Origin of the sequence: Leifsonia poae (assembly GCF_027921845.1) — a bacterium.
GTDB classification, from domain to species: domain Bacteria; phylum Actinomycetota; class Actinomycetes; order Actinomycetales; family Microbacteriaceae; genus Leifsonia; species Leifsonia poae.
On record NZ_BSEN01000015.1, the window covers coordinates 547,809 to 559,658 of the forward strand.

Below are 11,850 nucleotides of genomic sequence, written 5' to 3' on the forward strand. Positions count from 1 at the left end.
GCCCGCAGCGATCAGCTGCCGGGCGCCGTCTGCTGCGTGGGGGAGTCGGGCGGCCCCGTCGGCCCGGCCGGTGCGGGAGCGACCGTCACGGGCGGCTTGATGAGCATCTCCGGCGCCCGTGACACCATCAGCCACGTCGGCAGGATCACCAGGCAGAGCAGCGGAAGCATGGCGGGTGAGTTGGTCACCGCCGCGGCGATGAACAGCGCGATCCAGCCGTCGCGCGCGATCGCGAGTGTCAGCCCCAGTACACCGCACCCGACGGCGACGGGCAGCGGAACGGCGGGGACGAGCGCGTTCGCGAGCACACCGACGGCGGCGCCGATGAAGACGGCGGGGAAGATCCGGCCGCCGCGGAAGCCGGCTGCGGCGGCGATCACGAGGGCGACGACCTTGACGCCCACGATGCCAGCGAGCTGCCAGGTCGTGTAGTCGCCGCGGGTCTGGACGAGCTCGTTCATCTGGGTGAGGCCCTTGAAGAGCGTGATCGGACCGCCGAGCGCGCCCAGGCCGCCGAGCACGAGACCGCCGAGGGTGATGTAGATGAGCGGATGCCCGATGCGGTGGAACGTGCGGTGCACGAGCGGGAAGACGTAGACGATCACCAGCCCGAGAAGCGTCGCGACGATGCCGATCACGATTCCACCCGCGAGATCGACGATCTTCGGCGCATCGTAGGTCGGCATCGCGATGGCGAACGACGGATGCGCCAGCAGGGTCATCGTGATCGACCCGGCAGTCGCGGAGGCGAGCGGCAGGAAGAGGCGGTCCCAGAGCGCCCCGCCCGTCTTCAAGGCGGCGACGACGCCGGTGAACACCAGCGCGGCCGCCACCGGCGTGCCGAACAGGGCGCCGATCGTGCCCGCTGCCGTGATCAGGACGACGAGCTGCGGAGGGATAGCGGGCCACAGCCGGGCGATCACGGCGACGAGAAGGCCCGTGTTGATCGCGATGATGGGGTTCTCGGGGCCGAGGCTGACGCCGCCCGCCAGGGCCAGTACGGTCGCGAGGATGAGCGACGGCAGCACGGCGAGGCGCAGGGGAGGCGTCATCAGCTCCGTCGTGGCCGAGTCCGGACCCGCGTGACCGGGGACCAGCCACACCACGAGCCCGATCGCGACGCCCGTGGCGGTGAGAACGGCGAAGATCCACCAGCCCGACGATGGGTCGATGCCGAGCGCTCCGGGCAGTCCCTTCCACAGTCCGTCCTCGAGCAGGCCGGCCACCTCGTCGAGGCACCACAGGACGAGTGCCGAGACGACGCCGATGATGACCGCGGGCACGGAGAGCCGCACGAGCATCCGGATGCTCGGGACTCCGGCGTCACCGGTCGTGGATGTCATCGGACCCTCCTGCTCATCGGCCTCAGCGTAGGGCGCGACGCGGGGAGCGGTCCAGTGCCAACTAGCTGTCGAGGCCCCTGCGCGCGAGCAGCGGTTCGATCACGGCGTCCCTGCCGCGGAAGTCGCGGTAGGCCTCCAGCGGGTCCTTCGAGCCGCCGACGCCGAGAAGACGACTGCGGAAACGGTCGCCGTTCTCACGGAGCAGTCCGCCGTTCTCCTTGAACCACTCGACCGTGTCGGCGTCGAGCACCTCGCTCCAGATGTACGAGTAGTACCCGGCGTCATAACCGCCGGAGAACGTGTGGGCGAAGTAGGTGCTCGCGTACCGCGTAGGAACGGCGGGGTTGTCGAGGCTGACCGCCCGCAGCGCCTCCGCCTCGAACGCAGCGACATCGGTCACGGTGTCGTCGGCGGTGATCGCGTGCCATGCCTGGTCGAGGAGGGCTGCAGCCAGGTACTCGCTGGTGAGGAAGCCCTCGTTGAAGGCCTCCGACGCGTGCAGCCGGTCGACGAGTTCCTGCGGCATGCGCTCGCCCGACTGATAGTGCACGGCGTAGTTCGCGAGGACCTCCGGCCAGAGCATCCACATCTCGTTGACTTGGCTGGGGAACTCGACGAAGTCGCGGAAGACGTTGGTGCCGGCGAACTTCGGGTAGGTCACCCGGGCGAACAGGCCGTGCAGGGCGTGCCCGAACTCGTGGAAGAGCGTGTTCGTCTCGTCGTAGGTGAGCAGCGTCGGCTCGTCGGCGGCGGGCTTGGGCACGTTGAGGTTGTTGACCACGACGGTCGGGGTGTCGAGCAGCTCGGACTGAGAGATGAGCGGGTTCATCCACGCTCCGCCGCGCTTGGAGTCGCGGGTGTAGAGGTCGAGGATGTAGAGGCCGAGCGGCGAGCCGTCCTCGTTGCTGACCTCGAAGACCCGGGCATCCGGGTGGTAGGCCACGAGATCGGGACGCTCCGCGAAGGTGACGCCGTACAGGCGGGTCGCCGCGTAGAACACGCCGTCGCGCAGCACACGCTCCGCCTCGAAGTACGGGCGCATCGCGGCGACATCCACGTCGTACTTCGCCTGCCGCACCTTCTCGGTGTAGAACGACCAGTCCCAGCTCGCCAGGGCGAACGCGTCACCGATCTGCTCCTGCAGGTCGGCCTGCTCGGCCAGGGCGTTGCGCGCCGCCGGCGGGGCGAGCCTGCCGAGCATGTCGGCGACGGCCCGCGGGTTCTTGGCGGTTTGATCGGCGGTGACGTACGCGGCGTGCGTCTCGAAGCCGAGCAGGCGCGCGCGTTCCGCCCGCAGCCGAGTGATGTCGAGCACGAGCTGCTGGTTGTCGTTGTCGCCGCCGTGGATGCCACGCGAACGCGAAGCGGTCATGATGCGCTCACGCACGGAGCGATCGGTCAGGGCGGCGAGGGAGGGATGCCCGGTCGGCAGCACGAGCGTGATCACGTATTTGCCGTCGAGACCGCGCTCCTTCGCCGCCTCGGATGCCGCGGAGAGCTCGCCCTCGCCGAGCCCGTTCAGTTCGGACGCGTCGTCGAAGACGACGGCGAGCTCGTTGGTGTCGGCCAGGAGGTTCTTCTCGAACCGCGTCGTGAGGGTGGAGAGGCGCTGGTTGTAGTCCTTCAGCGTCTCCTTGTCGTCATCGCTCAGCCCGGCGCCCGCGAGGGTGAATTCGGCGTAGTAGCGCTCGACGAGATAGCGCGACTCGGCATCAAGACCGAGGCTGTCGAGCTGGTCGTGCAGTGCCTTGATGCGCGCGTACAGCTGGGGATCGAGCCGAATCGCGTCCTCATGGGAGGAGAGGAGCGGAGCGATCTCCTCTTCCAGGGCGTTGGTGAAATCGGTGCTGTCGGACGAGCTCTTGTTGAAGAACACCTCGGCGACGCGCATCAGCGTTCGACCGGACAGCTCGAGGGGGATCATCGTGTTCTCGAAGGTGGGCGTATCGCGCTCCGCGGTGATCGCGCGGACCTCCGCCAGCTGCTCCTCGAACCCGCGCTCGAAGGCGGGTCGGTAGTGCTCGTCGCGGATCTCGGCGAACGGAGGCAACTGATACGGAAGGGTGCTGGGAGCGAAGAACGGATTCGAGGATTCAGCCATCTGCCCAGCCTAGAACCAGCGGTACGCGCTTCGCATGCAAACGTATGATTGCAAAGAAGCAATTGCAAAGAGACTGTTGCAAAGAGAACTTTGCATTGCTACTCTGTCGGTATGGCCGCTGAGAAGACCCCCGAAGAGTCACCCGCCGAGACGCCCGCTGAGGTGTCTGCTGAGGCCTCCGCCGAGAAGCCTCCCGCGATCTCCCACCCGTATGACGACGCCCTGAGCCTGGAGTCGCTCCGGGCGCTGGCGCACCCGATGCGCGTGCGGATCATGAACGAGCTCAGCGACTTCGGCCCGATGACGGCCAGTGGTCTGGCGGAGCGCCTGGGGGAGTCGAGCGGCGCCACCAGCTACCACCTTCGTCAGCTCGCCAAGCACAACATCATCGTGGAGGTCGAAGATAAGGGCTCGGCTCGTGAGCGCTGGTGGCGGATGGCTCCGGGCGGCGTGACCATCGGCTCGCCCGAGACACTCGTCACCCCGGCCGGCCGCGAAGCGACCGAGCTCATCTCGCGCGAATGGGCGCAGAACAACGATCGCCGTCTCGTCGCGTATCTGCGCTACGGCCTCGACGTACTCGGCGAGGAATGGTCGCAGGCGGCGACACTGTCGACGTCGCACATGGCGCTCACCAAAGACCAGCTCGCCGAGTTCGGGCGCGAGTACTACGCGCTGCACGATCGGCTCCGGGCGAAATGGGGCTACGTGCCCGACGCCGAGCCCGCCGACGGCGCACGGCGCGTGCAGATCCAGCTCAATGCCTTCCCGCTCGTCGAAGGCGAAGACCGATGAGTACCGCGACCCGACCCACCCTCGAGCGCGCCCCGCTCAGCGCCGGGTTCAACCGGCTCTGGACCGCCGCGATCACCAGCAACCTGGCCGACGGCATCGGGCGCACCGCGGTGCCGCTGATCGCGACGACCCTCACCCGTGACCCCGCTCTGATCGCCGGTCTGTCCGCCGTGACGTTCCTGCCGTGGCTGCTGTTCGGCATCCCCGCCGGCATCCTCCTCGACCGGGTGGACCGCCGGATCGCGATGGCGGTGGCCAACAGCCTGCGCTTCGCCGTCGCGGCGCTGCTCGCGGTGATGATCGCGACCTCGACGCTCACGATCTGGTGGCTGTACGCGATTGTGCTGCTGTTCGGCCTCGGCGAGACGGTGTTCGACAACGCGACCACCACGGTCGTGCCGAGTCTCGTCACCCGCAATCAGCTCGACCGGGCGAACGGGCGCATGCAGTCGGCCGAGATCGTGGTGCAGAACTTCATCGCGACGCCCGTCGCCGGCTTCCTGTTCGCCGCGGCGATCGTCATCCCGGTCTGGTTCACCGGCGCGGGCTTCCTGGTGGCAGGACTTCTCGCTCTGACGATCCCGGCCGCAGCGGCACGGGGGTTGCGTGCGGAGGCCGCCGCGAATCCGGATGCCGCCGCGGAGCCTCGGCCGTCCTTCGGCGCCGTGGTCCGGTTCCTGACGCACCAGCGGCTGCTGCGCGCCCTGATCGTGCTGACCTCGCTCACGGCATCCGCGATGGCGTTCGCACAGGGGAGCGTCGTTCTCCTGCTGCTGCAGACCTTCTCCGTTCCCGCCGCTCTGATCGGCGTGGTCACCGCCGGCGTCGGCCTCGGTGCCCTGATCGGTGCCCTGATCGCCAGTCGGCTCGTGGAGCGCTGGGGCCGGGGCGTGGTGATGTTCTGGTCGATGCTGGTCGGCGGGATCGGGCTGTTGGGCGTGGGCGTGACGGGCAACGTCTTCATCGCCATCTCGGCGTACGCGGTCGGCGCGTTCGGCGTCGCCGTCTGGAACGTGCCCTGGGGCGCCCTGCGTCAGTCGATCATCCCGAGCGACATGCTCGGCCGTGCAATGGGGATCATCCGCACGATCGGCTGGGGACTCACACCCATCGCGACCGTCATCGGCGGGTTCGTCGCCCGCATCGACCTCAGGCTCCCCTTCGTCATCGGAGGCGCCATCGTCGTCGCACTGTGCCTCGTGGCCGTGCGGCTGCTGCTCTCGGCCGGCTCGTACGAGCCCGCCGCCGAAACACACCCGGAAGGAATCGGATCATGACTGCACTCAGTATCGACCGCCGCGCCGGCTGGATCGACCGCACCGCTGTCAGCCTCGGACAGGCGCTCACGAACTGGGGGACGCGCCACGCGGTGCTCCGCTCGGCTCCGCGTTACGACGAGCAGGATGCCCGCATCACGGCCTCGCGCGACAACGCTGCTCGCATCCTGCCGCAGCTCCCGCGCTGACGACGAGCTCGCCGGCGTGCAGCCCGCGACGACGGCCTATGGCTCGAGATCGAACTCGTCGGGCTCCTGCGTTGACGGCTGGGTGATCGTGGCCGAGTCCTCGGAGGGGTTGTAGTGGATGACCGTGCCGTCGTCGAGTTCGATGACCGGCTTGCCTTCGAGCCAGGTGAGCGTCCAGCGCCAGTCCGTGGTCTCGACCTCGGTGGCGACGAGCTCCTCCTCGACGGTCTGCACGGCATAGCCGACGACCTCGGGCAGGGACGATGGGGCTGCGGCTCCGACCGCCCAGCGGGTGCCGAGCTGCATCAGGCGCGCGCCTTGGGAAGGTCGATCTCGTAGGTGACCCAGGACGTGCGGCTGGCGACGGAGTCGTACACCTGCTGGGCCTCCTGGTTGTCGTGCGCGGTGATCCACTGCACGACGCCGAGCTCACGCGCCGCCGCACGTTCGCGCACGGCGTCGATCAGGGTGTGGCCGACGCCGTTGCCGCGGCTGTCCTCCGCCACGTAGAGGTCGTCGAGGAACATCCCGCGGTCGCCCTCGAGGGGGCGCGGGAACTCACGGAAGTGCGCCAGCCCGACGATCCGCTCGCCGTCGACGGCGATGAGGCCCTCTTCAGGGTGGTCGGGCGCGGTCAGCCACGACCAGAGCAGCAGTGCCTTCTGGTCGGTCAGCGTGGTCTCGTAGAACTCCGCGTACTTCTCGTAGAGATCGAGCCAGGCGAAGAAATCGCCGTCAGCGACCGATCGGACGTCAATCGACATGTGTTGCCTCCGTTTGCCATACCCCGCACGGCTGAGAGTTGATGCTTGTTCGACCCTATCGCGCGCATCCCCGCCGGTCGATGCCGTCGGAGGGATGCGGCCGGGCCCGACCTCAGGGGACGAGGTCGTAGGTGACCCATTTCGTCTTCTCGGCGACCCGGTCGTAGACCCGGCGAGCCGTCTCGTTGTCTTTGGCCGTGATCCAGCGGACGACCGAGAAGCCCTCGGCGCGGGCGCGGTCGCGCAGGGACTCGAGAAGGGCTGTCGCGGCGCCTTCGCCCCGTGCATCCGGCGACACGAAGAGGTCGTCGAGATAGAGCCCGCGGCTGCCGTCGAGCGGCCGCGCGAATTCGCGCACGTGCGCCAGCCCGATCGGCTCGCCCGCTTCGTTGACGGCGAAGTACGCGGTCAGCTCGGGCGAGGAGTCGGTCAGCCAGCTCCACACGAGCAGCGCCTTCTCGTCGGTGAGCGGCGTCTCGTAGAACTCGCCGTAGCCCGCGTAGAGGTCGAGCCAGGTGAAGAACTCGTTGTCGTCCACGCGCCGGACCGTTGCAGTCATCGTTCCTCCTCGCTCGGGGCCTGGGCAAGCAGAATATCGGTCACCGTGAGCTCCTCGCCGGATTCGAACCGCAGGTCGGCGATTCTGCCCACCGAGCGGAGGTCGCCCCCTGCCAGCTTGACGGCGGAGATCTCCGCCTCCGGGCCGCCGATCGTGGCGGAGTCGACGAGCGCCTTCTGCGAGGCCTTCGCCGTGGTCTTGGCGCCGCGGATGCTCGTCAGCGCCCGGCCGACGACACCGAGCACGCCGGCGCGGTCGCTCCAGGACGAGTCGGTCAGTCCGTCGGCTGTCGGCCAGGCCGCCACGTGCACCGAGCCCTCGTTGAACCACGACCAGGACTCCTCCGTGGCGAACGGGACGACGGGCGCGAACAGCCGCAGGAGCGTCGACAGCGCGAGCCGGAGGGCGACCACGGCGGACGTCTGCTCGGGGGAGACGTCGCCGTAGGCGCGCTCCTTCACGAGCTCCAGGTAGTCGTCGCAGAACGTCCAGAAGAACGTCTCGGTGAGTTCGAGGGCTCGCGCGTGGTCGTAGCCGTCGAGCGCAGCGGTGGCGTCGGAGACGACGGCCGCGAGGTTCTGCAGCATGCTCTGATCGAGGGCTTCGGTCACCAGGGCGAGGTCGTCCGACGTGGGCGCTTCGAATCCCAGGATGAACTTGGCCGCGTTCAGGATCTTGATCGCGAGGCGACGCCCGATCTTGATCTGGGTCGGGTTCTGCGGGTCGAAGGCGGCGTCGGTGCCGAGGCGCGACGACGCCGCCCAGTAGCGCACCGCATCCGAGCCGTGCTTCTCGAGGATGTCGGCCGGAGTGACGACGTTGCCCTTGGACTTGGACATCTTCTTGCGGTCGGGGTCGACGATGAAGCCGGAGAGCGCCGTGTTCGTCCACGGTGCGACACCGTGCTCGAGCTGCGAACGGAGCATCGTCGAGAACAGCCAGGTGCGGATGATGTCCTGGCCCTGCGGACGCAGGTCGAAGGGGAAGACGGCGTCGAAGAGCTCGTCGTCGCGCTGCCAGCCGCCGGCCAGCTGCGGGGTGAGCGACGAGGTCATCCAGGTGTCCATCACGTCGTGCTCGCCGACGAAGCCGTTCGGCTGGTTGCGCTGGGCCTCCTCGAAGCCGGGTGCGGCGTCCGACGACGGGTCGACGGGCAGCTGGGCCGCGTCGGGCAGGATCGGCTCGTCGAAGCGCGGGTTGCCGTCGCCGTCGAGCGGGTACCAGATCGGGATCGGCACGCCGAAGAAGCGCTGGCGCGAGATCAGCCAGTCGCCGGTCAGGCCGCCGACCCAGTTCTCGTAGCGGACGCGCATGAACTCGGGGTGCCAGTCGAGTTCACGGCCGAGCTCGATCAGGCGTGAGCGCAGCGCCTCGTCGCGGGCGCCGTTCTTGACGTACCACTGGCGGGTGGAGACGATCTCGAGGGGCTTGTCGCCCTTCTCGAAGAACTTGACGGGGTGCTGGATGGGCTTCGGGTCGCCGACGATGTCCCCGGCGGCTCGCAGCTGCTCGACGACCGTCTGCTTGGCGGAGAACACCGTCTTGCCGGCGAGCTCCGCATACGCGGCCTTGCCCGCCTCGCTCGTGATGGCGAGCGGCGGCTCGCTGACCAGGCGTCCGTCGAAGCCGAGGATGGCGCGGTTGGGCAGGTCGAGCTCGCGCCACCACACCACGTCGGTGATGTCGCCGAAGGTGCAGATCATCGCGATGCCGCTGCCCTTGTCCGGCTGCGCCAGGTGGTGGGCGAGCACCGGGACCTCGACGCCGAAGACCGGGGTGGTCACGGTCGTGCCGAAGAGCGCCTTGTAGCGCTCGTCATCCGGATGCGCGACCAGGGCCACGCACGCGGGGAGCAGCTCCGGGCGGGTGGTCTCGATGTAGATCGGGCCGTCGGCACCGTGGAAGGCGACGCGGTGGTAGGCGCCGGGCTGCTCGCGATCCTCGAGCTCCGCCTGGGCCACCGCGGTGCGGAACGTGATGTCCCAGAGCGTCGGCGCCATGGCCTGGTAGGCCTCGCCGCGCTCGATGTTGCGCAGGAAGGCGAGCTGCGAAGTGTGCAGCGCCTCGTTGCCGATGGTCCGGTACGTCTGGCTCCAGTCGACGGAGAGACCGAGCGAGCGCCAGAGCGCCTCGAACTGCTTCTCGTCTTCGACCGTCAGCCGCTCGCAGAGCTCGATGAAGTTGCGGCGAGAGATAGGCTTCTGGTCGGCCGCCTTGCTGCTCTTGTTGTCGCCGCCCTCGAACGGCGGGGTGAAGTCGGCGTCGTACGGCAGGGACGGGTCGCAGCGCACCCCGTAGTAGTTCTGCACGCGGCGCTCGGTCGGCAGACCGTTGTCGTCCCAGCCCATCGGGTAGAACACGTGCTTGCCGAGCATGCGCTGGTACCGCGCGATGACGTCGGTGTGGGTGTAGCTGAACACGTGACCGATGTGCAGCGAGCCGCTGGCCGTCGGCGGTGGGGTGTCGATGGAGTAGAGGCACCGGCGCTCGGCCGCGAGGGCGGCGGCGCGGTCGAAGAGGAACGTACCGTCGGACTGCCAGCGGCCGCCCCACTTCTCTTCCAGCCCCTCGAGGGCGGGCTTATCGGGCACAATGGCGGCGCTCATGACTCTCCGAATCGATATGTGCGGCACCGTGTCAATGGAAAGGTGCCTGAGTGTGCAGTCCTTCCAGGGTAGCGGAGGCTCAGGCCGCGAGTTCGACGTCGTCGATGATCGGTCGCCGGCGGGCGGCCAGCCATGCGGACACGAGGGTGATGACGCTCATCAGTCCGAGCACGATTCCGGGGTACCACCAGACGTTCCCCGTCGCGTTGCCGAGCAGGGCGGTCAGGAACGGGACGAACGCGGTGAGGAGCGCGGCAATGCTGTACGCCACCGAGAGGCCGCTGTAGCGCACCTCGCTCGGGAACAGGTCGGACATGAGTCCGCCGAGCCCTGCCCAGGAGAGGGTGGGCAGGATCCCGCCGATGATCATGCTGCCGACGAGGATCGGGAACGTGGCGTACTGCAGCAGGAAGTACATCGGGAAGGCGATGATCAGGGTTCCGACGGCGCCGATCGCGACGACCCTGGCGGAACCGATCCGGGTGGCCCACACGCCGAACAGCGGGATGGTGACGAGCTGCAGCAGACCGCCGATGGTCGTGGCGATCAGCAGGTCGTTGAAGCTGAAGCCGAGCGTCGCCGTTCCGTACTGGACCATGTAAGTGTTCATCAGGGAGTACGAGCCGATGCCGAGGACCGCCGCACCGATCGCGATGAAGAAGGCGGACGGCGCCTTGCGGAACACGTCGAGCACCGGGAACCGGTCGCGCTTGCCCGTCGCCAGAAGCTCCTTGAACACCGGCGTCTCGTCGATCGACCAGCGGAGGTAGAGCGAGACCAGCAGCAGCGGGATGGCCGTGAGGAACGGGATGCGCCAGCCCCACGCGGCGATCTGCTCGGCGGGCAGCGCGAACGAGATGACGATGAAGACAACGGCGCTCAGGATGCTGCCGACCGGCGATCCGAGCTGGGGGAGCGACGCGTAGAAGCCGCGCCGCTTCGGGTTCGCATACTCGGTGGCCAGCAGGATCGAGCCGCCCCATTCGCCGCCGAGCGAGAGCCCCTGCACCAGGCGGAGCAGGACGAGCGCGATCGCTCCGAACCACCCGGCCTGGGCGTACGTGGGCAGCACGCCGACGAGCCCGGTGCCGATGCCCATCATGAGGATCGTGATGAGGAGAGTCGGCCGGCGGCCGATGCGGTCGCCCAGGTGACCGAACACGATGGCGCCGATCGGCCGGATGACGAAGCCGGCCGCGATGGTCAGGAACCCGGCGAGCACACCCCCGAAGGCGCCGAGCGGCTGGAAGAACAGCGGGCCGACGAAGAAGGCGCTGAAGTACGCGAAGAGGTAGAAGTCGTACGACTCGAGGGAGGTGCCGACGAACGACGCGATGGTGACCCGGCGCGCGGTGCCCGGTGTGATGCCGGGGCGGTCGGTGGTGCTGTATGTGATGGTGTCTGTGGAACTCACGACGGTCCTTGTCATTCGATGCTCGGGCGGGACGCGATAATTGGATCGGGTCCAATAATAGGCAGGAGAAGGAACGCATGACGCCGCCGATCCATTCCACGGGTTCCGGGCGACCGCGCGCCTCGTCGCGCGGCACCCTCGCCGAGGCGGCCGCGGAGCTCTTCCTCGAGCGCACCTACGCCGGCACCACCATCGAGGACATCACCCGTCGAGCGGGCGTGAGCCGTGCGACCTTCTTCAACTACTTCGATGCGAAGAGCGACCTGCTCTGGGTCGAGGTGGACGAGAGCCTGGCGCAGTTCGGGGAGGTGCTCGAGCGAGCATCCGCCCAGGGACCGACCATGCACGCCGTGCAGGAGTCCGTCGTCGCGCTGGCCGCGGAGTTCGGTCCCGCCCGTCTGCCGCTCGCGGTCACCCAGTTCGAGGTGATGGGCACCAACGCCGAGCTCGAGTCGTCGGCGCTGTCCCGCTTCCTGACACTCGTGCGGCTCCTCGGCGCCTTCGTCGCGCGGCGGACGGACGCGGATCCCGACACTCTCCTGCCCCGGAGCATCGCTACCGCGGTCATCGGAGCGGCCGTCGCCGCCGCGGCCGTCTGGGCGGCTGCGGGCGTCGCACGCGGCCCGCTCGCGCCGTACGTCGAGGCGGCGATCGCGCCGGTCTGCGCCGGGTATCAGGCCGTCCTCGATGATCGCGCCGCGACCAGGTAGAATCGTCGTACAGACATCGACCCGGCCATCACCGGTGAGTCTTCGGAAGAAAAGCGGTTCCGGCCGCCGAGTAGAACCGAACGGGGCTGGCCC

Annotated in this window: 11 protein-coding genes; 4 read left to right on the top strand and 7 right to left on the bottom strand. The window is 68.5% G+C overall.

Annotated elements, in window-relative coordinates; all coding sequences use genetic code 11:
• Window positions 1–11: 11 nt before the first annotated feature.
• Both PKE84_RS17360 and PKE84_RS17365 read right to left on the bottom strand, forming a co-directional pair.
• Window positions 12–1,343: an ion channel protein gene (locus PKE84_RS17360; protein ID WP_271178502.1), complete on the bottom strand. Its 1,332-nt coding sequence runs from the start codon at window positions 1,341–1,343 to the stop codon at window positions 12–14.
• A 61-nt stretch (window positions 1,344–1,404) separates the two neighbouring features.
• Window positions 1,405–3,444, bottom strand: a complete 2,040-nt coding sequence (locus tag PKE84_RS17365) for a M3 family metallopeptidase (RefSeq protein ID WP_271178503.1) — start codon at window positions 3,442–3,444, stop codon at window positions 1,405–1,407.
• Between the two features lie 111 nt (window positions 3,445–3,555).
• On the opposite strand from PKE84_RS17365, the gene PKE84_RS17370 reads away from it, so the two are divergent.
• From PKE84_RS17370 to PKE84_RS17380, 3 genes are read left to right on the top strand one after another with little or no spacing between them, the layout of a single operon-like run.
• Entirely contained in the window at window positions 3,556–4,239 is a 684-nt protein-coding gene (locus PKE84_RS17370) for a helix-turn-helix domain-containing protein (RefSeq protein WP_271178504.1), read from the top strand.
• Window positions 4,236–5,516, top strand: a complete 1,281-nt coding sequence (locus PKE84_RS17375; RefSeq protein WP_271178505.1) for an MFS transporter — start codon at window positions 4,236–4,238, stop codon at window positions 5,514–5,516. The genes PKE84_RS17370 and PKE84_RS17375 overlap by 4 nt, the downstream gene beginning before the upstream one ends.
• Window positions 5,513–5,704 (top strand): hypothetical protein, encoded by a 192-nt coding sequence (locus tag PKE84_RS17380; protein ID WP_271178506.1) that lies wholly within the window; start codon window positions 5,513–5,515, stop codon window positions 5,702–5,704. The genes PKE84_RS17375 and PKE84_RS17380 overlap by 4 nt, the downstream gene beginning before the upstream one ends.
• A gap of 36 nt (window positions 5,705–5,740) precedes the next feature.
• Here PKE84_RS17380 and PKE84_RS17385 read toward each other — a convergent pair whose 3' ends face one another.
• From PKE84_RS17385 to PKE84_RS17405, 5 genes are all read right to left on the bottom strand, one after another.
• Window positions 5,741–6,010 (bottom strand): hypothetical protein, encoded by a 270-nt coding sequence (locus PKE84_RS17385; RefSeq protein ID WP_271178507.1) that lies wholly within the window; start codon window positions 6,008–6,010, stop codon window positions 5,741–5,743.
• Window positions 6,010–6,468, bottom strand: a complete 459-nt coding sequence (locus PKE84_RS17390; RefSeq protein ID WP_271178508.1) for a GNAT family N-acetyltransferase — start codon at window positions 6,466–6,468, stop codon at window positions 6,010–6,012. Before PKE84_RS17390 ends, PKE84_RS17385 begins: the two co-directional genes overlap by 1 nt.
• Window positions 6,469–6,580: 112 nt before the next feature.
• Complete coding sequence (locus PKE84_RS17395) at window positions 6,581–7,027, bottom strand: GNAT family N-acetyltransferase (RefSeq protein WP_271178509.1); 447 nt, start codon at window positions 7,025–7,027, stop codon at window positions 6,581–6,583.
• Window positions 7,024–9,633: a valine--tRNA ligase gene (valS, locus tag PKE84_RS17400; protein WP_271178510.1), complete on the bottom strand. Its 2,610-nt coding sequence runs from the start codon at window positions 9,631–9,633 to the stop codon at window positions 7,024–7,026. The genes PKE84_RS17395 and valS overlap by 4 nt, the downstream gene beginning before the upstream one ends.
• 79 nt (window positions 9,634–9,712) lie before the next feature.
• Entirely contained in the window at window positions 9,713–11,047 is a 1,335-nt protein-coding gene (locus PKE84_RS17405) for an MFS transporter (RefSeq protein ID WP_271178511.1), read from the bottom strand.
• Window positions 11,048–11,124: 77 nt separating this feature from the next.
• Between PKE84_RS17405 and PKE84_RS17410 the strand changes: the two genes are divergently transcribed.
• Entirely contained in the window at window positions 11,125–11,757 is a 633-nt protein-coding gene (locus PKE84_RS17410; protein ID WP_271178512.1) for a TetR/AcrR family transcriptional regulator, read from the top strand.
• Window positions 11,758–11,850 lie beyond the last annotated feature (93 nt).

Bases quoted from the DNA above. Each gene is read 5' to 3' on its own strand.
- PKE84_RS17360 (WP_271178502.1), bottom strand. From the start codon at position 1,343: ATGACATCCACGACCGGTGACGCCGGAGTCCCGAGCATCCGGATGCTC.
- PKE84_RS17380 (WP_271178506.1), top strand. From the start codon at position 5,513: ATGACTGCACTCAGTATCGACCGCCGCGCCGGCTGGATCGACCGCACC.
- PKE84_RS17365 (WP_271178503.1), bottom strand. From the start codon at position 3,444: ATGGCTGAATCCTCGAATCCGTTCTTCGCTCCCAGCACCCTTCCGTAT.
- PKE84_RS17385 (WP_271178507.1), bottom strand. From the start codon at position 6,010: ATGCAGCTCGGCACCCGCTGGGCGGTCGGAGCCGCAGCCCCATCGTCC.
- PKE84_RS17410 (WP_271178512.1), top strand. From the start codon at position 11,125: ATGACGCCGCCGATCCATTCCACGGGTTCCGGGCGACCGCGCGCCTCG.
- PKE84_RS17375 (WP_271178505.1), top strand. From the start codon at position 4,236: ATGAGTACCGCGACCCGACCCACCCTCGAGCGCGCCCCGCTCAGCGCC.
- PKE84_RS17395 (WP_271178509.1), bottom strand. From the start codon at position 7,027: ATGACTGCAACGGTCCGGCGCGTGGACGACAACGAGTTCTTCACCTGG.
- PKE84_RS17370 (WP_271178504.1), top strand. From the start codon at position 3,556: ATGGCCGCTGAGAAGACCCCCGAAGAGTCACCCGCCGAGACGCCCGCT.
- valS (WP_271178510.1), bottom strand. From the start codon at position 9,633: ATGAGCGCCGCCATTGTGCCCGATAAGCCCGCCCTCGAGGGGCTGGAA.
- PKE84_RS17390 (WP_271178508.1), bottom strand. From the start codon at position 6,468: ATGTCGATTGACGTCCGATCGGTCGCTGACGGCGATTTCTTCGCCTGG.